Source organism: Oerskovia sp. 140933 (assembly GCF_059651515.1).
Map to the genome: position 1 here is coordinate 1 of NZ_JAMXIO010000001.1, position 22888 is coordinate 22888.

At 74.3% G+C, this 22888-nt stretch carries 17 protein-coding genes; 4 read left to right on the forward strand and 13 right to left on the reverse strand.

Features of this window, described 5'->3' with window-relative positions; translation table 11 throughout:
- Positions 1-132 precede the first annotated feature (132 nt).
- The 5 genes from NHG27_RS00005 to NHG27_RS00025 form a co-directional block, all read right to left on the reverse strand.
- On the reverse strand, positions 133-1065 hold the full coding sequence (locus tag NHG27_RS00005) for a regulatory protein RecX (protein WP_497014334.1): 933 nt from the start codon (positions 1063-1065) through the stop codon (positions 133-135).
- 23 nt (positions 1066-1088) lie between these two features.
- On the reverse strand, positions 1089-2177 hold the full coding sequence (gene recA / locus NHG27_RS00010; RefSeq protein WP_193718235.1) for a recombinase RecA: 1089 nt from the start codon (positions 2175-2177) through the stop codon (positions 1089-1091).
- Positions 2178-2459: 282 nt separating this feature from the next.
- Positions 2460-3323 (reverse strand): MBL fold metallo-hydrolase, encoded by an 864-nt coding sequence (locus NHG27_RS00015; protein ID WP_497014335.1) that lies wholly within the window; start codon positions 3321-3323, stop codon positions 2460-2462.
- A complete protein-coding gene (locus NHG27_RS00020; RefSeq protein WP_497014336.1) occupies positions 3320-5452 on the reverse strand; it encodes a phage holin family protein in 2133 nt (710 codons plus the stop codon). Before NHG27_RS00020 ends, NHG27_RS00015 begins: the two co-directional genes overlap by 4 nt.
- Before the next feature lie 76 nt (positions 5453-5528).
- Positions 5529-5762, reverse strand: a complete 234-nt coding sequence (locus tag NHG27_RS00025) for a DUF3046 domain-containing protein (RefSeq protein ID WP_193718233.1) — start codon at positions 5760-5762, stop codon at positions 5529-5531.
- Positions 5763-5853: 91 nt separating this feature from the next.
- Between NHG27_RS00025 and NHG27_RS00030 the strand changes: the two genes are divergently transcribed.
- Complete coding sequence (locus NHG27_RS00030) at positions 5854-10908, forward strand: Lhr family helicase (protein ID WP_497014337.1); 5055 nt, start codon at positions 5854-5856, stop codon at positions 10906-10908.
- Positions 10909-10950: 42 nt separating this feature from the next.
- Positions 10951-11802, forward strand: a complete 852-nt coding sequence (locus NHG27_RS00035) for a DNA-formamidopyrimidine glycosylase family protein (protein WP_193718231.1) — start codon at positions 10951-10953, stop codon at positions 11800-11802.
- Between the two features lie 23 nt (positions 11803-11825).
- Here NHG27_RS00035 and NHG27_RS00040 read toward each other — a convergent pair whose 3' ends face one another.
- The 3 genes from NHG27_RS00040 to pgsA form a co-directional block, all read right to left on the reverse strand.
- A complete protein-coding gene (locus NHG27_RS00040; RefSeq protein WP_030150559.1) occupies positions 11826-12173 on the reverse strand; it encodes a helix-turn-helix domain-containing protein in 348 nt (115 codons plus the stop codon).
- Between the two features lie 321 nt (positions 12174-12494).
- The gene (locus NHG27_RS00045) at positions 12495-12977 is read right to left on the reverse strand and encodes a CinA family protein (protein WP_497014338.1); all 483 of its coding nucleotides are present in this window, start codon (positions 12975-12977) and stop codon (positions 12495-12497) included.
- A gap of 7 nt (positions 12978-12984) precedes the next feature.
- Positions 12985-13584: a CDP-diacylglycerol--glycerol-3-phosphate 3-phosphatidyltransferase gene (gene pgsA / locus NHG27_RS00050; protein ID WP_193718229.1), complete on the reverse strand. Its 600-nt coding sequence runs from the start codon at positions 13582-13584 to the stop codon at positions 12985-12987.
- Positions 13585-13729: 145 nt separating this feature from the next.
- On the opposite strand from pgsA, the gene NHG27_RS00055 reads away from it, so the two are divergent.
- Entirely contained in the window at positions 13730-15016 is a 1287-nt protein-coding gene (locus tag NHG27_RS00055) for a CapA family protein (RefSeq protein ID WP_497014339.1), read from the forward strand.
- Positions 15017-15046: 30 nt separating this feature from the next.
- On the opposite strand, the gene NHG27_RS00060 is transcribed toward NHG27_RS00055, so the two are convergent.
- Complete coding sequence (locus NHG27_RS00060) at positions 15047-17842, reverse strand: FtsK/SpoIIIE family DNA translocase (protein WP_497014340.1); 2796 nt, start codon at positions 17840-17842, stop codon at positions 15047-15049.
- A 140-nt stretch (positions 17843-17982) separates the two neighbouring features.
- Here NHG27_RS00060 and NHG27_RS00065 point away from each other — a divergent pair, with 140 nt between their 5' ends.
- On the forward strand, positions 17983-18918 hold the full coding sequence (locus NHG27_RS00065; protein ID WP_497014341.1) for an MBL fold metallo-hydrolase: 936 nt from the start codon (positions 17983-17985) through the stop codon (positions 18916-18918).
- Here NHG27_RS00065 and NHG27_RS00070 read toward each other — a convergent pair.
- The 4 genes from NHG27_RS00070 to dapA form a co-directional block, all read right to left on the reverse strand.
- Positions 18915-19280, reverse strand: coding sequence for an Imm51 family immunity protein (locus NHG27_RS00070; RefSeq protein WP_497014342.1), 366 nt, complete (start codon positions 19278-19280; stop codon positions 18915-18917). The two genes, NHG27_RS00065 and NHG27_RS00070, sit on opposite strands and share 4 nt — an antisense overlap.
- A gap of 64 nt (positions 19281-19344) precedes the next feature.
- Positions 19345-20088, reverse strand: a complete 744-nt coding sequence (locus tag NHG27_RS00075; protein ID WP_497014343.1) for a DUF4328 domain-containing protein — start codon at positions 20086-20088, stop codon at positions 19345-19347.
- Between the two features lie 109 nt (positions 20089-20197).
- Positions 20198-21883 carry a ribonuclease J gene (locus tag NHG27_RS00080; RefSeq protein WP_193718224.1) on the reverse strand — a complete coding sequence of 562 codons (1686 nt, stop codon included), beginning with the start codon at positions 21881-21883 and terminating at the stop codon, positions 20198-20200.
- 37 nt (positions 21884-21920) lie between these two features.
- Entirely contained in the window at positions 21921-22847 is a 927-nt protein-coding gene (gene dapA, locus NHG27_RS00085) for a 4-hydroxy-tetrahydrodipicolinate synthase (RefSeq protein WP_193718223.1), read from the reverse strand.
- Between the last annotated feature and the right edge of the window lie 41 nt (positions 22848-22888).

The window sequence follows — 22888 nt, forward strand, 5'->3', positions numbered from 1 at the left end:
ACGCGTCCCGGGTCGTCACGACCCGGGCCGCCTGTGCTGCGTCTTCGCCACGCCGCGGCGACGAGACCACGGGCCGCGCCGCGGCGAGGCGGGGGTCGTCAGGTCACTGCCTGCCCGACGGCGCCGCTCGCCTCAGAGGTCCTCGTACCCGCCGTACGGCTCGTCGTCGTCCTGCGTCTCGCCCTCGCGCGCGAGCTCCTCGCGGACGAGGGACAGCGCGAGGCCGGGGCTGTATCCCTTGCGGGCGAGCATCCCGACGATGCGGCGGGTGCGGACCTCGCGGTCGAGGCCGGTCGTGCGGGCCAGGCGACGCTGGACGAGGTCTCGGGCCGCCTCCGCCTCGTCGTCCTCGTCGACCTGGTCGAGGGCGTCGGTCGCGGTGTCGTCGTCGATGCCCTTGCGCCGCAGCTCCTGGGCGATGGCGCGGCGTGAGAGCCCGCGTTCGCCGTGGCGGGTGCGGACGATCATCCCGGCGTACTCGGCGTCGTCGATCAGCCCCACCTCCTCGAAGCGTTCGAGGATCGGTTCGAGGACCTCGGGCGGGTACCCCTTGCGGGTCATGGCGTCCATGAGCTGACGTCTGCTCTTGGGGGCGGCGGTGAGGGTGCGCAGGATCGCCTCGCGGGCGTGCTCGGTGAGCTCGGGACCGGCCAGGGCCCCTGACTCGATGCGGTCGGCGACCGTGGGACGGGGCTTGCGTTCCTTGCGTTCGCCCGAGTACTCCTTGCGGCGCGACGCGCCGGCTCCACGCTTGGAGGACGTCGAGCCGAACCCACCGTTCAGCCCGCTGCTGCCGAACCCGGACGAGCTGCGCTGCCCGAACCCGCCGCGACCCGACGAGGTGCCGCTCCCGTCTCGCGACCGCGACGACCCGCCCGCGCCGAGCCTGCTCGGGCGGGACGCGGTCCTGGGCCCGGGCGCGGCGGGCCCGCTGTCACGGTCCTCGGCCGCTCGTGTGCCCGCTGCACCGCCGGCCCCTGCAGAGCCGGCAGCACCTGACGCCCCGGAAGCACCGACGGGCGCGTCCCCCTCCTCACCGGGGAGGGGACGCGCCCATTCGGGCATGCGGTCGAGCGGGTCGTCGACGATCAGAGGGCGGCCTTCTTGCCCTTGCCCGCAGGCGCCGCGACGGGCGCTGCCGGTGCGTCGACGGCGGCCGGGTCGGCCGGTGCGTCGACCTTGGCGCCGACGCCGAGCTTCTCCTTGATGCGCTTCTCGAGCTCGTTCGCGAGGTCCGGGTTGTCGCGCAGGAACGAGCGTGCGTTCTCCTTGCCCTGTCCGAGCTGGTCACCGCCGTACGTGAACCACGAACCGGACTTGCGCACGAACCCGTGCTCGACGCCCATGTCGATGAGCCCGCCTTCGCGGGAGATCCCGACGCCGTACAGGATGTCGAACTCGGCCTGCTTGAAGGGCGGCGCCATCTTGTTCTTGACGACCTTGACGCGCGTGCGGTTGCCGACCGCGTCGGTACCTTCCTTGAGCGTCTCGATGCGGCGGATGTCCAGGCGGACCGACGCGTAGAACTTGAGGGCCTTGCCACCGGTCGTGGTCTCGGGCGTACCGAAGAACACGCCGATCTTCTCGCGGAGCTGGTTGATGAAGATCGCGGTGGTGCCGGACTGGCTCAGGGCACCCGTGAGCTTGCGCAGCGCCTGCGACATGAGGCGGGCCTGGAGGCCGACGTGGCTGTCGCCCATCTCGCCCTCGATCTCGGCCTTGGGCACGAGGGCCGCGACCGAGTCGATGACGATGATGTCGATGGCGCCCGAACGGATCAGCATGTCCGTGATCTCGAGGGCCTGCTCACCCGTGTCCGGCTGCGAGACGAGCAGCGCGTCGGTGTCGACGCCCAGCTTCTTCGCGTACTCGGGGTCCAGCGCGTGCTCGGCGTCGATGAACGCCGCGATACCGCCTGCGCGCTGCGCGCTCGCGACGGCGTGCAGGGCGACGGTCGTCTTACCGCTGGACTCGGGGCCGTAGATCTCCACGACGCGGCCGCGCGGGAGGCCTCCGATGCCGAGCGCGATGTCCAGGGCGATCGACCCCGTGGGGATGACCTCGATGGGTGCACGCCCCTCCTCGCCCAGGCGCATCACCGAGCCCTTGCCGAAGTTGCGGTCGATCTGGGCGAGAGCGGCTTCGAGCGCCTTCTCGCGGTCTGCGGGTGCGGGCATGTCGGTCACCTTTGCGTGCGGGGCACGGAACCGTGCCGAGATGTGTTCGAGGCCGAAGTGTTCAGGAAGCCTGTGTCGTGTCCCGACGGTACGTGCCGCCACTGACACTCGCCGCCACCCGCACCCTGCCTGTGGACGGGGCGCGGTCAGCTCGTGCTGTGCACAACTCTACCCGAACACCTGTTCGAGAGAGCCTTCGGTGCGCGGCGTGTCGCTCTCGTCCGGAACACGAGCGGCGGCCCGTGCGCGACCGGGCCCCGGACCACCCGCCCCGGCCCCGCGTCACCCCTCCCACGACTCCCCCGGCGCCAGCACGACCGCCCGCGTCCCGGGAGCCCACCGGCGCACGGCCGCGGCGAACGCGTCCCCGGCGTGGTCCATCCACCCGCGCGGCAGGTTCTGCCCGCCCGGCGCGTGCAGGGTCCCCCAGTGCACGGGGATCGCGACCCGGACCCCGACCGTCGCGCACACGTGCGCCGCCTCGACCGGCCCCAGATGGCCCCCCGACAGCCGCGGCCCCCAGCCCGCGACGGGCACGAGCGCCACGTCGATGCCGCCGCCCGCGAGCGCCGGCAGGTGAGCCATGCCCGGGTAGGCCTCGGTGTCGCCCGCGGCCCACAGCGTCCACCGGTCGGTCTGCACCAGGTGCCCCACGGCCGCGTTGGGCCGGTGCGGCATGGGACGGTGCCCGTGCACCGCGGGCGTGAGGTGGACGCGGACGTGCGCTCCGACGTCGTGCCAGGTGCCGTGCTCCGCACCCGGGCCCCCCGGGGTGCGCGGGCGGCCCGGGACGGGGCCGGCGAGCGGGCGCTCGTCGTGCTCGGTTCCTGTCCCGAGCCCCACCCCGGCGAGCCCCTTGGACCGCAGCCAGCGCGCGTTCGCGGGAGCCGTGAGGATCGGGGCGTCGCCCAGGAGCCGCAGCGAGCCCAGCTCGGCGTGGTCGTGGTGCAGGTGCGAGAGGAGGACGGCGTCCGCTCCGCGCCAGGTCTCGGCGGGCCGGGCTCCGCGACGGCGCAGCAGGCCCGCGTGGCGGCGCAGCAGGGGGTCGGTCACGATCCGCACGTCACCGTCCGGCGTCGCGACGTCGAGCACGACGCTCGCGTGCCCCAGCCACGTGACGCGCAGGCCCGGGGCCACCCCGGTCACGTCCGCACCCCCAGCTCCTCGAGCCAGCCGACGAGCACACGGTGCACGGCCTCGGCCCCCACGAGCATGCGTCGCCCGCCCACGTCCTCGCGCGCGGCGTCCGCCACGCGCAGGCTCGCCGGGTAGAGCAGCACGGCCTCGTTCTGCGCACCGCCCAGGCCGCCGTGCGAGCCCACGAGGCCCTCGAACGCGTGGACCAGCCCCGCGTCGTCGACGCTCGAGACCAGGAGCAGGTCGCCCGCGTGCTCGAGCGAGGCCGCCCGCAGCAGGTCGGGCGCGGCCCGGGGGCCGAACGGCGCGAGCGGGTCCTGCCCGTGGACCTCGCCCGTGACCAGGTGGCGGCTGCCCGCCGGGCCGTACGCGACGACGTCGGGCACCTCGCCCTGGACGGGACCGCTCTCCTGCACGACCACGACCCCCACGGCCGGGTTCGCGACCAGGCCCGGCACGAGCGCGGGCCAGCGCGCCCTGATCTCGTCCCCCACGAGCCGCACCGGGGAGCGCGGGAACCACACGAGGCCCAGGTTGCCCGAGCCGACGACCGCGACCTCGGGCAGGTCGCCCGCGTCTCCCGGCGCGGGCTCGCGGTCGGGTCCGACGAGCACGCGACCGCCCCTCACGTCCTCGGCACCGCCGCGCCCGAGCACGTTGAGCGCGGTGTTGACCGCGCCCCACGCCTCGGAGTCCGCCGACGCGGGCGACCGCACCCCCGCAGCCCGACGGCGCCGCTCGACCGGGGCGGGCCGGGCCGCCATGAGGCGGCGCACCTCGTCGAGGAAGGAGCGGCCCACGACCTGCTCGAACGTCGCGCCGAGCGCCTGGCCGTGGTCCGACAGCACGACGACCTCGTACCGGCGCGGCGCCGCCTCGGCGACCTGCTCCCACAGGCCCACGACCCGGTCGAGGCCCTCGAGCGCTCGCATCGCCTCGGGGCGCAGGGGGCCCGCGTGGTGCGCGATCTCGTCGTAGTCGACGAGGTCCACGAACACCACGGGGGCACCGCGCACGAGCTGCTCGGCGACGAGAGAGGTGTTGAGGTCGCGCAGGACGACGTTCGACACGGCCCGCAGCACCGGGTAGGCCCCCAGCCGCGAGACGCGCGGCACGACGTCGCGCACGGCCTGCTGCCAGCCCTGGTAGAGCTCCTTGAAGAACTCCCCCACGGTCGCCACGAGGGCCCGGACCAGGACGAACGGGCTCGAGAAGAAGTGGACGAACAGCTGCCCGGGTCCCAGGCCGGCGCGCGCCCGGCTCATGACGAGCAGGTTCGTCGCGGCGTCGCCCGAGAACATGGTGGACACCGCGACGCCGCCGCCCGCGAGCAGCCCCCGACCGTCGCTCATGGCGGCCTCCACCTGCGCCGCGTCCGCCGGCCGGTTGGTCACGACCAGCCGGCCCTGCGCGCGGTCCCACCACCGGAACGCGGGCACGTGCTCGCTCGTGCCGTGCAGCAGACCGGCCTGGCTGGCCGGCGTGGTCGACGGCACCCGGGCCCACCACGACTCGAGCTCGTGCGTGCCCGAGCTCAGCCAGCGCGCGAGGTTCGGGGCCAGGCCCGCCTGGACCGCGTGGTCGAACGTCTCGCGTGCGACCCCGTCGAGCTGCACGACCAGGAGGCCGGCACGGGACCGGTCCGCGGCGGCACCACCGTCCTCCCCGTCCCCGGGGGCCGTCGAGGCCTGCGCGCGGCGGTCCGCGGCACGCTGCGCCCGGCGCGCCCGCCGGAGCAGGTGGTCGATCACGTACTCGTTGTCGCTCGCACCGACCGCCCACCGCCCGATCGCCATGAAGAACGCCGCGAGCACCAGCACGGCCACGACGCTGCCCCAGTCGTCGGTCTCGAAGCCGGGCAGGTACGTCAGCGCGAGCCACGCCACGAGCACCTGACCCACCAAGCCCGAGACCAGCGCCCCGAGGACCCCTGCACGCCCCGCGACGAGGCGCCACAGCGGACGCAGGACCGCGTCGCCGACCCCGACCACGAAGGCCGCGAGGAAGACCGACCACCACGACGTGATCCGCACCCCGGGGACGCACCAGATCGCGAGGGCGAGGCCAGCGGTCGTCGACACGAGCGACCAGAGCGCCCCCGTCAGGTCGTGCACGGAGAACGGGAGACGGTGCCTCATGCGGCCATGATGCCGCGTGCGCCGGGCGGGCGCCCACCCGGCCGCCCGGGCGTGGACGGGCCCCAGCAGCGATCACCTACCGCGCGGGCGGAGCCTGCCGGTGCTTGTCGGTGCCCCACCGCTGCGAGTCGGGCACGTCCAGCGCGTCGCACAGCGCGTGCCACACGTACCGGGGCTCGACGCCGTCCTCGAGCGCCTGGACCGCGGTGCGGTCCTCCAGGGCGTTAAGCACCTGGTCCCTGGTCAGGGCGCGACCATAGGCCGATCCGAAGACCTCGTCCACCAGCTGCCAGAACTCTCGATACCGCACGGGGACAGCCTGCCACGTCCCGGGGCCGTCGCCCGACGCGCGCCTCCTCCGGTGGGGAGCGGTTGTGGGTGGCAGAGCCCACAATGGCGAGGTGACGTCCCCCGCCCCGCTCGCCGGTTTCAGCGCTCCGACCCGCGCGTGGTTCGAGGGCGCCTTCGAGCGCCCGACCGCCGCGCAGGCGGGCGCGTGGGAGGCGATCAGCAGCGACCGGCACGCGCTGGTCGTGGCTCCCACGGGCTCGGGCAAGACGCTCGCGGCGTTCCTGTGGTCGCTCGACAGGTTGCTCTCGCCACCCGCGGGCGAGGCGCCTGCGGACCCCGTGCACCGCTGCAAGATCCTCTACGTCTCCCCGCTCAAGGCGCTGGCCGCGGACGTCGAGCGCAACCTCCGCTCGCCGCTCGCGGGCATCCGGCAGGCCGCCGTGCGGCTCGGCACCACGGTCCCGGAGGTTCTGGTCGGCACCCGCACGGGAGACACGCCCGCGAGCGAGCGCCGCCGCTTCGGGATCGCTCCCCCGGACATCCTCATCACGACCCCCGAGTCGCTCTTCCTCGTCCTGACCTCGCAGGCACGCGCCGGGCTGGCCGGTGTGCAGACCGTCATCATCGACGAGATCCATGCCGTGGCCGGGACCAAGCGCGGGGCGCACCTCGCGGTCTCGCTCGAGCGCCTCGACGCCCTGCTTCCCGTGCCCGCGCAGCGCGTCGGCCTGTCGGCGACGGTCCGCCCGGTCGAGGCCGTCGCGACGTTCCTCGCCGGGCACCGCCGCCTGGAGGACCAGGGGCGGGAGGTCGTCGTCGTGCAGCCGCCGTCGGAGAAGAGGATCGAGGTCGACATCGTCGTCCCCGTCCCGGACCTGTCCGACCTGCGCACCGCACCGGGCGGCGCCGGCGCCGGCGCCGGCGCGGGCGCGGGCGCGGACGGCCTGCCGCCCCTGCCCGACGGCGAGCCCGACCTCGCGGGTCCGGCCACCGGCCGACCTCCGCGCCCCTCGGTGTGGCCGCACGTCGAGGAGCGCGTCGTGGACCTCGTGGCGGAGCACCGCTCGACGCTGGTCTTCACCAACTCGCGGCGAGGTGCCGAGCGGCTCACGGCCCGCATGAACGAGGTCTGGGCCGAGCGGCAGGGCGAGGACGTGCCGGACGTCGGGACGCTCCAGCCCGCGCAGGTCCTGGCCCAGTCCGGTGCGAGCGCGGGCACCGAGCCCGTGATCGCCCGGGCCCACCACGGCTCCATGAGCCGGGCGGAGCGCACCCGCACCGAGACCGAGCTCAAGGACGGGCGTCTGCCCGCGGTCGTCGCGACGTCGTCCTTGGAGCTGGGCATCGACATGGGCGCCGTGGACCTCGTGGTCCAGGTCGGGGCGCCGCCGTCGGTCGCGAGCGGGCTCCAGCGCATCGGGCGCGCGGGGCACCAGGTGGGCGCGGTGTCCCACGGTGTGGTGTTCCCGACGTTCCGGGGCGACCTGGTGCCCTCCGCGGTGATCGCGGACAGGATGCGCACCGGACAGATCGAGCACCTGCACGTGCTGTCCAACCCGCTCGACGTCCTCGCGCAGCAGGTCGTGGCCATGGTCGCGCTCGACGACTGGACCGTCGCCGACCTCGCCGCGCTGATGCGCCGCAGCGCGCCGTACGGCGCCCTGGGCGACGCGACGCTGCACGCCGTGCTGGACATGCTCGCGGGCCGCTACCCCAGCGAGGACTTCGGCGAGCTCCGGGCGCGGATCGTGTGGGACCGCACGTCGGGGGTCCTCAGCGGACGGCCCGGTGCGCTGCGGCTCGCGGTCACGAGCGGCGGGACCATCCCGGACCGCGGCCTGTACGGGGTGTTCCTCGCGACGGACTCCTCGGCCACGGCGGGTCCCGAGGACACCGCCGGCGTGCTCGGCGACGCGCCCGGGGGCGCGGCGACGGGTGCGCGGGCGCGGGGCGGGCGGCGGGTCGGCGAGCTCGACGAGGAGATGGTCTACGAGTCGCGCGTGGGCGACACGTTCACGCTCGGGTCGAGCACCTGGCGCATCGAGGACATCACCCCGGACCGCGTGCTCGTGACTCCCGCCCCGGGGGCACCCGGCCGGCTCCCGTTCTGGAAGGGTGACTCGCCCGGCCGCCCGGCCGAGCTCGGCCGGGCCGTGGGCGCCTGGGTACGTGAGCTCGAGTCGCTGGCCGCGACCGACGGCGCGCTGCCGCAGCGCCTGCGGGACGCGGGTCTCGACGCCTGGGCGACCGACAACCTCGTCGCCTACCTCGCGGACCAGCGTGAGGCCACGGGGCGTGTGCCGGACGACCGGACGGTCGTCGTGGAGCGCTTCCGCGACGAGCTGGGCGACTGGCGCGTCGTCATCCACTCGCCGTACGGGGCCAAGGTCCACGCGCCGTGGGCGCTGGTCCTGGGCGCTCGGCTGCGCGACCGCTACGGGCTGGACGCCGCGGCCATGCACTCGGACGACGGGATCGTGCTGCGGCTGCCGGACGTGGGCGACGGCTGGGGGGACGCTCCCGGCGACCCGACCGGTCCGGGCGCCGCGGGGTCGCCCGTCGTGACCGCGGAGGACCTGCTGCTCGTCCCCGAGGAGGTCCTGGACGAGGTCCGCGCGGAGCTCGGCGGCTCGATCATGTTCGCCGCACGCTTCCGCGAGGCCGCAGCGCGAGCCCTGCTGCTCCCCCGGCGACGCCCCGACAAGCGCCAGCCCTTGTGGCAGCAGCGCCAACGCTCGGCGCAGCTCCTGTCGGTCGCGAGCGAGTACCCCGAGTTCCCGATCGTGCTGGAGGCTGCGCGCGAGTGCCTCCAGGACGACTTCGACGTCGCGGCGCTGACCGACCTCATGCGGGACCTGGCCGCGGGCCGGGTCCGGCTGGTCGACGTCACGACCCCGACCCCGTCCCCCTTCGCCCAGTCGCTCCTGTTCGGGTACACGGCCCAGTTCCTGTACGACGGCGACGCCCCCCTCGCCGAGCGCCGCGCGGCCGCGCTGTCCCTCGACCCGACGCTCCTGGCGGAGCTGCTGGGCACCGAGGGCGGGGCCTCGCAGCTCGCGGACCTGCTGGACCCGGAGTCGGTCGAGCGGACCGAGGCCGAGCTCGGCGCCCTGCTGCCGAGCCGCCAGGCCCGGCACGCGGAGGACGTGTGGGACCTGCTGCGCCGGCTCGGCCCGCTCCCCGCGGCGGAGGTCGCACGGCGCACGCGCGAGGAGGTCCGCGAGGAGGTGCCCGCGTGGCTCACGGATCTCGAGGGGGCGCGCCGGGTCATCCAGGTGCGCCTGGCCGGGGTGCCCGACGACGTCGCGCAGCAGTGGGCCGTGGTCGAGGACGCCGGGCGGCTGCGGGACGCGCTGGGGGTCGCCCTGCCCACGGGCATCCCCGAGGTGTTCACCGAGCCGGTCCCCGACCCGCTGGGCGACCTCGTGCGGCGCCACGCCCGCACGCACGGTCCGTTCGGGGCGCACGAGGTCGCGGCCAGGTTCGGGATCGGCGTGGCCGTGGCCACCGGGGTCCTGCGCCGGCTCGAGGCTGCGCGCGTGCTGGTCTGCGGCAGGTTGCGGCCGGAGTCCCTCGGCGGGACGGGCGAGGAGTGGTGCGACGCCGAGGTGCTGCGGACCCTGCGACGTCGCTCGCTCGCGGCGCTGCGGGCCGAGGTCGAGCCCGTGGCCCCCGAGGCGCTGGGCGTGTTCCTGCCGCGCTGGCACGGGATCGGCACGCTGCGCGGGGTGGACGGGCTGCTGCGCGTCGTCGAGCAGCTCTCGGGGGCCGCGGTCCCCGCCTCGGCGCTCGAGACGCTCGTGCTGCCGTCCCGGGTCACCGACTACTCGCCCGCGCTGCTCGACGAGCTCACCACGACGGGCGAGGTCCTGTGGTGCGGGCACTCGTCGCTGCCGGGCGGCAAGGACGGGCTCGTGAGCCTGCACCTCGCCGACGCCGCGCCGCTCACGCTCCCCGACGCGACCCCTCTCGAGGAGGACGGGCCGCTCGACAGCGACCTGCACCGGGCCGTCGTGGACCTGCTCACGGGCTCGGGCGGCTTCTTCCTGCCGCGCATCGCCGAGCTCGCGGGCGCCTCCCAGTCCGCGACCCTCGAGGTCCTGTGGGACCTCGTGTGGGCGGGCTGGGTCACCAACGACGGGCTCGGCGCCCTCCGCAGCCGGCTCGGCCCGGGGGGCGGAGCGCACCGCGCTCCGCGGGCCCCCGTGCGCGCCCGCCCGATGTCCCGGGGGAGGTTCGCCTCGCTCGGGGCCGGTTCGACGACGGGGTCGCTCGGCGCGGCCCGCGGCGAGTCCGACCTGCGCGGCGGGTCGGGCCGCTGGTCCGCGCTGCCCGCGCGCGAGCTCGACCCCACCCGGCGAACGCACGCCCTGACGCGGGTCCTGCTCGACCGCCACGGCGTCCTGACGCGCGGCGCAGCACCCTCGGAGGGCGTCACCAACTACTTCCGGGGCGTCTACCGCGTGCTGTCCGAGCTCGAGGCCACGGGCACGGTCCGGCGCGGGTACTTCGTCGAGCACCTCGGCGGCTCGCAGTTCGCGCTGCCCGGTGCGGTCGACCAGCTCCGCACCGACGCCCAGGACCGCGAGCACGCCGAGGAGTCGCCGGGGCGACGCGAGCTCTCGGCCCTGCTCCTCGCGGCGACCGACCCCGCGAACCCGTACGGCGCGGCGCTGCCGTGGCCCGAGCCCCGGGTGCCGCACGAACCGGGCGGCGGGGCCCCGCTCGGGCTCGGTCCGCCCGGCGGAGCACGTGGTGCCGGCACGGCTCAGGCGGCAGGTGCCGGCGGTGGCGCGGCCCCCGCCGCGGTCCTGACCGCCGACGTCTCCAGGCCCACGCCTCGCGCGACGCACCGGCCGGGCCGCAAGGTTGGCTCCGTCGTCGTGCTCGTGAGCGGGGACCTGGTGCTGTACGTCGAGCGCGGCGGGCGCTCGTTGATCTCGTTCGGCGACGACTCCGAGTCCTCCGCCCGGCGCCTCGCCCTGGCGAGCGCCGAGCTCGCCCGCGCCTCGCGCGCGGGCCTCCTCGGCAAGATGGTCATCGGTCGGATCGACGGGATCGACGCCCTCGCGGGCGCAGGCAGCACCGCGTCGCGGGCGTTCGGGGTCACGGCCGCCCTCCTGGAGGCCGGGTTCCGGCCGACCCCGCGGGGGCTGCGCACATGAGGGCCACGGCAGCCGCAGCCGCCGTCCAGGAAGGGGGCCGCCGTGCCTGAGGGCGACGTCGTCCGGGTCACCGCGCAACGCCTCGACGCCGCGCTGAGCGGGCGGGTCCTGGAGCGCGCCGAGCTGCGCTGGGCCGACGCGGGCGGTGTCGACCTGACCGGTCGCGCCGTGACGGAGGTCCGGGCCCACGCGAAGCACCTCCTGACCCGGCTCGACGACGGCACGACCCTGCACACGCACCTACGGATGGAGGGCAGCTGGCGCGTCGCCCGCACGGGGTCGAGCGCGGCCGCCGCGCGGGGAAGCACGGTACGGGCCGTCCTGGCGAACGAGCTCTGGACGTGCGTCGGGGATCGGCTCGGGATGCTCGACCTCGTCCGGACGCGCGACGAGCACGAGCTGCTGGGTCACCTGGGCCCGGACATCCTCGCCGACGACTTCCTCACGGCCCCCGAGGCGGGCGTCGGGCTCGCGCTGACCCGTCTGCGTGCTGCTGCCGCGGAGGGCGGTTTCCCTGCCCAGGTCGCGGTGGGCGGCCGCCCCGCGGGTGGGGTCGAGACAGGGCCGCTCCCCCTCGCCGACGCGCTGCTCGACCAGCGCGGCGTCTCCGGCCTGGGCACGATCTACGTGGCCGAGGGCCTGTTCGCCCAGGGGCTGTGGCCCTGGACCCCGGTGGACGACGTTCCCGACCGCGACCTCGAGGCGCTGCTGCGCACGACCCGGGGCCTGATGCTCCGCTCCGTCGCGGAGGGTGTGGGCACCGTGCGCCGTCACGTCCACGGCAGAGCACGACGGGCGTGCCACCGGTGTGGCACGCCCGTCGCTGTCGCCCGGGCGAACGAGGCGCCGTTCGAGCGACCGATCTTCTACTGTCCGAGCTGTCAGAAGCCCTGAGCCCGCGAAGGCCGAAGACCCCGTCAGCCGACCGGCTGCAGGTCCTCCCGCATGCGTCGCGCGCTCTCGGCCGCGGCACCGCGACCCATGAGGCTCGTCGCGAAGTCGGCGGGGATCGTGTCGGGGATCATGAGTCCCTCGGCCACGGCGACCCGGTCGCTGACCTCTCGCAGCACGACCGACATGGGGATGTCGAGCGCCTCGCAGATGGAGCCCAGCAGCTCGGACGACGCTTCCTTCTGGCCGCGCTCGACCTCGCTGAGGTAGCCCAGGGAGACGCGTGCAGCCGAGGACACCTCTCGCAGGGTGCGGCCCTGTCGCTGGCGAGCGTCTCGCAGCACGTCCCCGATCTCTCGTCGAAGAACAATCATCTGGCGGCCCCCTTCCGTGTCCCGTGCGACCGGAGCCTGCCTGGCTCCGGTGGTGGTTCGCTGACCTGTCGTTCCCCGCGCCCCTCGCGTGGGGATCGTCCTACCGTACCCCGCACCCGGGGTTGTCTCATGCGCTGATCTGTTGAATGGCCTGTTGGCGATCACGTGCTGTTCAACGCGCTTCCTCCCAGGGTTGTTCCCGCACCGGGGAGACGTCCACGACGTTGCCGGGAGTTCACGAACTCTCCACGCACTCCCCAGCGTCCGCCCTCGTCCGGACCACTATGCGGCAAGCGGGTGGGTCGGCCGTCCCGGCGGAGATCACCCGGCGACGACACTCGACGCGAGTCGGAGGACGTGCGCGACCGCGGCCTCGCGGACCGCCGTCCGGTCACCGGCGAGGTGCAGCTCGCGGACCTCGACGTGCTCGGGCGTCGCGACGGCCACGAAGACGAGGCCGGGCGCCTTGCCGTCCTGGGGGTCCGGTCCGGCCACGCCGGTCGTCGCGAGACCGACGTCGGCCCCCATGGCCTGGCGGGCCCCCTGCGCCATCTGCCGGGCGACCTCCGGGTCGACGGCGCCGCGTGCGTCGAGCAGTGCGGCGTCGACCCCCAGCAGGGTCGCCTTGAGGTCCGTCGCGTACGCCGTGACACCACCGCGCAGCACGGTCGACGCACCGGGGACCGCGACCAGGCGGGCTGCGACGAGCCCTCCGGTCAGCGACTCGGCGACGGCGAGCGTCCAGCCGTGCGACGCCGTCGCGGCCAGGAGGTCGGCCGCATCGCCCGGGTCCGCGTCCGCCACGGGGCCCTCAGCCCTGGTCGGCCGTCCTGGCCGCACGCAACGCGTCGCGGCGCAGGCGCCAGCCCTGGTAGGCGTACTCGACGCCCGTGACCACGGTCACGAGGAGCGCGACCACGAGCACGACCCAGCCGAGCACCGTGATCCACCCGGGCATCTGGTCGAGCGGGAGCAGGAAGATCGAGATGGCGACGGACTGCAGGACGGTCTTGAGCTTGCCGCCGCGCGAGGCCGGCATGACGGTGTACTTGAGGACCGCGAACCGCATGAGCGTGATGCCCAGCTCGCGCGCGAGGATGACGATCGTGACCCACCACGGCAGGTCACCGAGGGCCGAGAGCAGCACGAGCGCAGCACCGATGAGGAGCTTGTCCGCGATCGGGTCGAGGAGCTTGCCGAGGTCCGTGACGAGGTCGTACTTGCGGGCGAGGTACCCGTCGACCCGGTCTGTCGCGGCCGCGAGGACGAACAACGCCGTCGCGACGAGGCGCCAGGTGACCGTGTGCCCGCCGTCCGCGAGCAGGGCCCACGCGAAGAAGGGGACCACGGCGATCCGGGCGAGAGTGACCGCGTTCGCGGAGTTCCAGGGGGACGGGACGGCTGTGACCACACCACAAGCGTAGGCGGTGCTCGGCCCCTCGACCGACACGTCCAGATCCGGACTCGTCGGACCTGCCGGGAAGATCCCTCCCGCGTGCCCGGCTCCGCCGACCGTCCGCGTGCCGGACGCACGGCTCGCGCGCTAGTCTCGCGGCGTGAAGCGTCCTGTGCGCGCCCACCGCACGCGCCGCGTCGTCGCGGCGCTGCTCGCCGTGGTGCTCACCGTGTCCGTCCTGGTCCTCGCCGGGACGCTGGGGCACGACGGAGCCCCGCAGAGCGGGTCGCCACCCGCGTCCGACGCACCGGCACCCCCGGCACCCGAGCCGCCCGTGCCCGCGCCGGAACCGGCGCCGGAACCCGACGTCGTCTTCACCGTCGTCGCCGCGGGCGACGTCCTGCCCCACCTCCAGGTCCACGCGTCCGCCCGCACGGACGCGGGCTACGACTTCAGCGAGCTGCTGGCGGGCACCGACGCCTGGGTCGGCGGGGCCGACCTCGCGCTGTGCCACCTCGAGGTCCCCTTTGCCTCCCCCGGCGGACGCCCGGCCGGGTACCCCGTGTTCGCGGCAGACGCCCACCTCGCGACCGACCTGCGCGAGCAGGGATGGGACGGCTGCTCGACCGCCTCGAACCACTCCCTGGACCAGGGGTCGCAGGGTGTCGCCACGACCCTCGACGTCCTCGACTCCGCGGGCCTGGGGCACGTCGGCACAGCCCGCAGCGCCGCCGAGGCCGCGACCCCCGCGGTGTACTCCCTCGAACGGGGCGGGCGGACGATCCGCGTGGCCCACCTCGCCGGCACGTACGGCACCAACGGGGCCCGGGTTCCCGCGTCGGCCCCGTGGTCGGTCTCCCTGCTCGACGGCGCCGACCTCGTCGAGCGCGCGCGATCGGCCCGCAGCGCAGGAGCAGACGTCGTGGTCGTGAGCATGCACGCAGGCGACGAGTACTCGACGCCTCCGACCGACCAGCAGGTCGGGACGGCGGCACTGCTCGCCGCCTCTGGCCAGGTCGACCTCCTGCTCGGGCACCATGCCCACGTCCCGCAGCCGACCGCGCTCCTGCCCGGCGGGCCGGGAGGCATGGGCATGTGGGTGGCCTACGGGCTCGGGAACTACGTGTCGAACCAGAGCGACCACTGCTGCGACGCGCGGACCGACTCGGGACTGCTCGTCACGGCGACCGTGACCCAGCCCGCGGGCGGGCCGGCCCGCGTGACACGGTTCGAGTGGACGGCGATCACCGTCGACCGCCTGAGCGGGCACGCCGTCGAGGTGCTCCCGGACGTGACCGCGACGGGCACCCCGAGCCTGACGCCGGCCGACCTCGCTGCCCGCTACGACCGGGTCAGGTCCGCGGTGGGTGGTGCGGCTCCCGAACGGCTGACCCCTCCGGTCGCGACCGGAGGTCCACCCACCGTGGAACCCCGTCCCCGGCCCTGACGGGCCAGGAGACCGGTCAGGGGCGGCAGCTCAGCGCTCGCGCCAGTCCGCCTCGTCGTCGGCGTCGTCGTGGTACTCCTGGGCCACAGGAGGCATGTGCCCGTCCGCGCCGTCGGAGTAGTCGCGACCGTTGCCCGCGGGGGGCGCACCGGCGTCGGCCTCGCCGTCGTACGCCTGCTCCCCCGGCTCGCCGCGCAGCATGGCGAGCGTCGCGGGCAGGTCCTCTGCCGTGAGCATGACCTCGCGCGCCTTGGACCCCTCGGAGGGGCCGACGATCTCCCGCGACTCGAGCAGGTCCATGAGCCGGCCGGCCTTGGCGAACCCGACGCGCAGCTTGCGCTGGAGCATCGAGGTCGACCCGAACTGCGTCGTGATGACGAGCTCGGCGGCCTGCAGGAGCAGGTCGAGGTCGTCGCCGATGTCCTCGTCGACCTGCTTCTTGGTCGCTGCCGAGGCCGCGACGTCGGTCCGGTAGGACGGCTTGAGCTGTGCCTTGACGTGCTCGACGACCGCGTGGACCTCGCTCTCGGCGACCCAGGCCCCCTGGACGCGCATGGGCTTGGCCGCCCCCATGGGCAGGAAGAGCGCGTCACCCTGGCCGATGAGCTTCTCGGCGCCGGGCTGGTCGAGCACGACGCGCGAGTCCGCGAGCGACGACGTCGCGAACGCGAGGCGTGAGGGCACGTTGGCCTTGATGAGTCCGGTGACGACGTCGACCGAGGGCCGCTGGGTCGCGAGCACCAGGTGGATGCCCGCGGCGCGGGCGAGCTGCGTGATGCGCTGGATCGAGGCCTCGACGTCGCGCGGGGCGACCATCATGAGGTCGGCGAGCTCGTCCACGACCACGAGCAGGTAGGGGTACGTCGCGATCTTGCGCTCGGAGCCGGGCAGGGGCTTGACCTTGCCGGCCCGGACCGCGGTGTTGAAGTCGTCGATGTGCTTGTACCCGAACATCGCGAGGTCGTCGTAGCGCGCGTCCATCTCCCGCACGACCCACTCGAGGGCCTCGGCGGCCTTCTTGGGGCTCGTGATGATGGGCGTGATGAGGTGCGGGATGCCCTCGTAGATCGTGAGCTCGACGCGCTTGGGGTCCACGAGGACCATGCGCACCTCCTCGGGCGTCGCCCGCATGAGGATCGAGACGATCATGGAGTTGATGAAGCTCGACTTGCCCGCGCCCGTCGCTCCCGCGACGAGGATGTGCGGCATCTTCGCGAGGTTCGCGACGACGTAGCCGCCCTCGACGTCCTTGCCGACGCCCATGACCATGGGGTGCTCGGTGCGCCGCGCGACGGAGGACCGCAGGACGTCGCCCAGGACCACGGTCTCGCGGTCGGTGTTGGGGATCTCGATGCCGATCGCGGACTTGCCGGGGATGGGCGAGAGGATGCGCACGTCGGCCGAGGCCACGGCGTAGGCGATGTTCTTGGAGAGGTTCGTGATGCGCTCGACCTTGACGGCGGGGCCGACCTCGACCTCGTAGCGGGTCACGGTCGGGCCGCGCGTGAAGCCCGTGACCTTGGCGTCGATCTCGAACTGCTCGAACACCCGGGTGAGCGACTCGACGACGCGGTCGTTCGCCGCGGAGCGCACCTTGTGGGGGGCCCCCTTCACCAGGTCGTCCTCGGAAGGCAGCACGTAGACCGTGTCCCCTTCGAGCATGGGCTGGACGCCGCGGGGCACGGGGTTGTTGGGCGGCGGCGGGGGCGCGCTCGGCGAGGGCGTGGTGCGCCCGACGGACGGGATGACCTGGGTGGCCAGGTCGGCGGCGTCCTCGTGCGCCTCGGGCGGCGGGGGCGGCGGTCCGGCGGCCGCGCCCCGGCGACCACGGGCGCTCTTGCGTGCCGCCTCCTCCTCGGCCTCGAGCATCGCGGCGCGCTCGAACGCCTCGTCGCCGACGTAGCCGCCCTCGAGCCGCTCGCGCTCTGCGGCCTCGGCCTCGCGGTCGGCCTTGGACTTGCGGCCGCGACCCACGCGGCGCTTGCGCGGCGCCTCGTCGGTGCCGTCGTGGCGCGAGACGCCGTCGGCGAGCTGGAGCCCGTCGTCGTCGCGCGGCGCGCGGCCGTCCTCGCCGTCGCGGTGGTTGCCCGTGAGCCGGTCGTAGATGCCCTGCAGGCGGCTCGGGATGGCGTGCACCGGCGTGGCCGTGACGACGAGGATCCCGAAGAATCCCAGCAGCAGGAACAGGGGGACGGCGAACCACTCGGTGAGCCCGGTGTGGACCGGGGTCGCGAACAGGTAGCCGATGATCCCGCCCGCGTCCTGGACGGCCTCGAAACCGTTGCGCGGCGCGGGCAGGTCCTCCGCGACGTGCACGAGCGAGCAGACGGACACCACGATGAACGAGAGCCCGATCGTGACGCGCGAGTTCGCCTGCGTGCGTTCCGGGTGCCGCATGATCCGGACGGCGAGCCAGACGAGCAGGACGGGCAGGGCGACCGCGGCGACGCCGAAGACGCCCGCCGCGACGGCGTGCACGGCCGTGCCGAAGGCGCCCGCGATCCCCCACCACTCGCGGGCCGCGACGATCACGGCGAGCGCGAGGAGGAGGAACGCGACGCCGTCGCGCCGATGTGAGGGGTCCAGCTCTCTTGCTCCCTTGCCGATACTGCGGGTGACCGCGCCGATCGCGTGCGCGCACCCCAGCCAGAGGCCACGCACAGCGCGGACGGGCCAGGGCGCGGGCCGGGCTGCCGGTCTGCGTGCCGACGAGCTCCGCGGGGCGCGGGACGCGCTCGATGATCCCCGCGAGCCGCCCGTCGTGCCACGCGGGGTGGCTTTGCGGGTGGTCGCGGGCCGTTTCGTCGAAGACGTCCGGGTCGCCATAGTACGCACCACGGTACCGGTGCACGCCAGGCCGTCCCCGCACCCGGAGGGCGCGTGTCCTGTGACGAATCCGGCACGGGTCACCGCCGACGCGCCCCTCGCGGTCGCGTCGCGGACCTGGCGAGGGGCAGGATCGGGGCATGAGGACCACTCCCCCGCCCCCGCGCGAGCTGCACGAGGTCGCCGACGGCGTCCATGTCGCGACGGCCGAGATCTGGACGAGCGTCACGACGGTCGTCGTCGCTCCCGACGGCCGGGCGCTGGTCGTGGACCCGGGCATCACGGTCGACGAGGTCGAGTCGCTCGCGGCGACCCTGTCCCGGCGCGGCTGGCGGGTCACCGCCGGCTTCTCGACGCACCCGCACTGGGACCACGTCCTGTGGTCGTCCTCGCTCGGGGACGTCCCGCGCTGGGCCTGCCCGACGGCGGTGCTCGCCCAGGAGCGGAGCCTCGCCGAGGACCTCGCGAAGGTCGAGCGCGCGGCGCCTGGCCACGACCTGTCGCTGGTCGGCCGGCTCACGCCGATCCCCCCGACCGCGGCGACCGGTTCGCGGACGGGCGCGGTGCACCTGCCGTGGCCCGACGGGCCCGGGCGAGCGACGCCGTCGGGCCGGGGGCGGGTCGCCGGCGGTGAGCTCACGGGAGCGGGAGACCCGCTCGTGCTCGTGGTCGAGCACCGGGCGCACGCCCCGGGGCACGGCGCGCTCGTCCTGCCGGAGGCGGGCGTGATCGTGGTGGGCGACATGCTCTCGGACGTCGAGGTGCCTCTCCTGGACCTGGGCTCGACCGACCCCCTGGGCGACTACCGTGCGGGGCTCGACGCCCTCGAGGACGCGGTGTCGGAGCACGGCGTCCACACCCTGGTCCCCGGGCACGGGCACGTCTGCACGGGCAGCGACGCGGTCTGGGAGCGGTTCGGGGCCGACAGGGCCTACCTGGACGCCCTCGAGGCGGCGGCGCGCGACGGCACGGACGCGAGTGCGGGCGGCGACGCCCTGGACCCCCGGCTCGTCGGTGAGTGGGTCCTGGGCGAGCACCGCACGCAGCTCGGCCACCTGCGGCGCACCCGCTCCTAGTCGTCGAGGCCGAGCTCGACCGACCGGGCGAGGGCCGCGTCCAGGGCCGTGTCGTCGGCGATGATCCGCGACAGGTGCCGGGCTGCGGCCAGGAGGGCGTCGAGGTCCGTGCCGTAGACGCTCAACATGCCGCCCTCGGGGTCGAACCCGACCGCGTCGAGCGTCGCGGGCGACTCGTCGGTGAGCACGGCCTGGAGAGCACCCGCGAAGTCGTACCCCGACCCCTCGACCCCGTGACGCTCGAGCGCGTCCTTGTGCTGGAGGTACTCGGGACCACCGGGCGAGTAGATGATGCTCGAGCTCGCGTCGTGGGTCACGAGAAGGACGGGAGCGAGGTCTGCGAAGTCTGCCGAGGTTGCCATGGCCGCGAGACTAGCGAGGCACACCGACACGTCGCCGCCCTGGCCCGGGCGGCGACGTGTCGGCTCAGAACCGTTCGGCCTGCGCCTGGCCCTGCGCCGGGGCGTCCGCGGCGCGCTGCCCGGCCGACACCTCGCGGACGACCCTGGCCCACAGCGCCGCCGCCACGACGACCGCGAGCGCGGCGAGACCGTCGAAGACCGACAGGGCGCGCCAGACGTCCGGGTCGTCCGACCCCAGGAGCCGGGCACTGGCGTTGGTCGCGAACCCGAGGACGAGCCACGCCGCCCACCAGCCTCCCAGGCCGGGGCGCTTCTCGCGCAGCGTCGCCGCTCGGACGTCGCGCACCACCTGGTAGGGGAACCAGAGGGCGACGACGGGCACGAACCAGCCGAGCCACACCCACACGCGCGAGCGCGTGTGCGGCCAGCCGGGCGAGGCGGCCTCGGCGAACGTCCGGCTCTTCCAGAGCCAGACGATCGTCACGACCCCCGCGGCGAGCTCGACGAGGAGCGCGACGGAGGACAGTGCGTCGTAGGCGTCGAGGACGCCGGTCGGCACCTGCTCCCCTGCGACGATCGCATCGAGCGTCGCGACGGCCGGGAACGACACCAGGAACTGCACCACGACGACCAGCGCGACGGTCGCGGCGAGCACGACGGACGCCGTCCCCAGACCGGGGGCCACGGGCCGGGGCGGCGGGCCCCAGTACGCGGGAGGCGGCAGGTGGCCACCGTAGGGGCGCATCGCCGGCAGGGCTGCCGGGACGGGCTGCGAGGACGGGACGTCGACGGGTGACTGGTCGGACAAGGCGGCCTCCTGGGCGCGAGCGGGGCGCCAGGATAGCGGCCCCGGACGCCCGTCGGGCGCACGGTCCAGGAGGACGGTGCGCCCGACGGTTCGTGCCTCGACGACCTCGTTACGCCTCGACGACGACCGGGACGATCATCGGGCGGCGACGCAGGCGGTTGGAGACCCAGCGCCCGACCACGCGACGCATGACCTGCTGGAGCTGGTGCACGTCCGTGGCACCTCCCGCGATCGAGTCCTCGAGGGCCTGGACGACCTGGGGACGGACGTCCTCGAACACCGCGTCGTCCTCGGCGAAGCCGCGCGCCAGGATGTGCGGGCCCGCGATGACCTTGCCCGTCGCGGAGTCGACCACGGCGAACAGGGAGATGAAGCCCTCCTCGCCGAGGATCTGACGGTCCTTGAGCTCGGCGTCCGTGAGCTCGCCGACGCTCGACCCGTCGACGTAGACGTAGCCGCACGGGACGGCGCCCACGACCGAGGCCTTGCCGTCGACGAGGTCCACGACCACGCCGTCCTCGGCGAGGATCACGCGGTCCGCGGGCACACCGGTCTTGACCGCGAGCGCACCGTTGGCCACGAGGTGACGGACCTCGCCGTGCACCGGCATGACGTTCTTGGGCCGCAGGATGTTGTAGCAGTAGATGAGCTCGCCCGCGCTCGCGTGACCCGAGACGTGCACCTTGGCGTTGCCGCCGTGCACGACGCGCGCGCCGAGGCGCGTGAGGCCGTTGATGATGCGGAAGACGGCGTTCTCGTTGCCCGGGATGAGCGAGGAGGCGAGGATCACGGTGTCGCCGTGGCTGACCGAGACCTTGTGGTCACCGTTGGCCATGCGCGACAGCGCGGCCATGGGCTCGCCCTGCGAGCCCGTGCACATGAGCACGATCTCGTCGTCGCGCAGCGAGTCGACCTTCTTGAGGTCGATCAGGACGCCGTCCGGCACCTTGAGGTAGCCGAGCTCGGCGGCGATGCCCATGTTGCGGACCATCGAGCGCCCGACGAGCGCGACGCGGCGCCCGTGGTTGTGCGCGGCGTTGAGGACCTGCTGGACGCGGTGCACGTGCGAGGAGAACGACGCGACGATGATCCGCTTGTCCGACGCGGCGAAGACCGAGTCCAGGACGGGGCCGATCTCGACCTCCGGGGTCACGAAGCCCGGGACCTCGGCGTTGGTCGAGTCGACCATGAACAGGTCGACGCCCTTCTCGCCCAGGCGTGCGAACGCGCGCAGGTCCGTGACGCGGCCGTCGAGCGGCAGCTGGTCCATCTTGAAGTCACCCGTGTGCAGGACCGTGCCGGCCCCCGTGGTGACCGCGACCGCGAGCGCGTCGGGGATGGAGTGGTTGACCGCGACGAACTCGCAGCTGAACGGACCGAAGGCGACCGTCTCGTCCTCCTTGACCACGCGGGTCACGGGGGCGATGCGGTGCTCCTTGAGCTTGGCCGAGATGAACGCGAGCGTGAGCTGCGAGCCCACCAGGGGGATGTCGCGGCGCAGGCGCAGCAGGTACGGCACGGCACCGATGTGGTCCTCGTGGCCGTGCGTCAGGATGATCGCCTCGATGTCGTCGAGACGGTCCTTGATGTAGTCGAAGTCCGGCAGGATCAGGTCCACGCCGGGCTGGTTGTCCTCGGGGAAGAGGACGCCGCAGTCGATGACGAGCAGGCGTCCGTCGTACTCGAGGACGGCCATGTTGCGTCCGACCTCGCCCAGGCCGCCGAGGGCGACGATGCGCAGGGCACCGGCCGGCAGCGCGGGGGGAAGGGACAGTTCGGGGTGAGGGTGGCTCACGGGGCCTCCTGGCCTGTAGTTCAGCTGTTCTGCATGTTCAGCGTGGGCGCGGGGTCGCCGGGTCCAGCAGGCCGGAGGCCTCCAGACCGGCGCGGACGACGGCGACCTCGTCGTCCGTGGCTGCGACGTACGGCAGCCTGAGGTATCGGTTCTCGGTGACTCCGAGGATCTGGAGCGCGGCCTTGGCCATGACGGCCTGGAAGCCCGCTCCGTTGATGGCGTCGATCGTCGGGGTGACGGAGCGGAACGCCGCGAGGGCGGCCGCGTTGTCACCGGCGTCGAACGCCGCGACGACCTGCGCGAAGCGCGGTCCGACGACGTGCGCGGCGACGGAGACGATGCCGGCCCCGCCGTGCGCGAGGAGCGGCAGCAGCAGGGCGTCGTCCCCGCTGTACCAGGCGAGCCCGGTCGACTCGATGAGCTTGGCCGCGGTGTACACGTCGCCCGACGCGTCCTTGTTCGCGACGATCTGCTCGTGCGCGGCGAGGCGCTCGATGGTCGCGGGGGCGATGCGGACACCGGTGCGGCCCGGCACGTCGTAGATCATGACGGGCAGCGGCGTGGCGTCGGTGACGGCCACGATGTGCCGGTACAGCCCCTCCTGGGAGGGGCGCGAGTAGTAGGGGCTCACGACGAGGAGCCCGTGGGCGCCCGCCTCCGCGGCCTGCTCGGCCATGCGGACGGCGTGCTGCGTGTCGTTCGACCCGGCGCCGGCGATCACGTGCGCGCGGTCCCCGACGGCGTCGACCACCGCGCGGACCAGCTCCGCCTTCTCCGGCGCGTGCGTCGTGGGCGACTCCCCCGTGGTCCCGTTGAGGACGATCCCGTCGTTCCCGTTGTCCACGAGGTGCTTCGCGACCTTGACCGCAGCGTCGAAGTCGATCTCTCCGGCGGGGGTCATCGGCGTGACCATCGCGGTCAGGACGGCGCCGAACGGTCGGGTCTGCGTGGGGGGAAGTGCCATGTGCACAAACTACCGCGCGCGCGGTGGATCCGGCGTGTCGG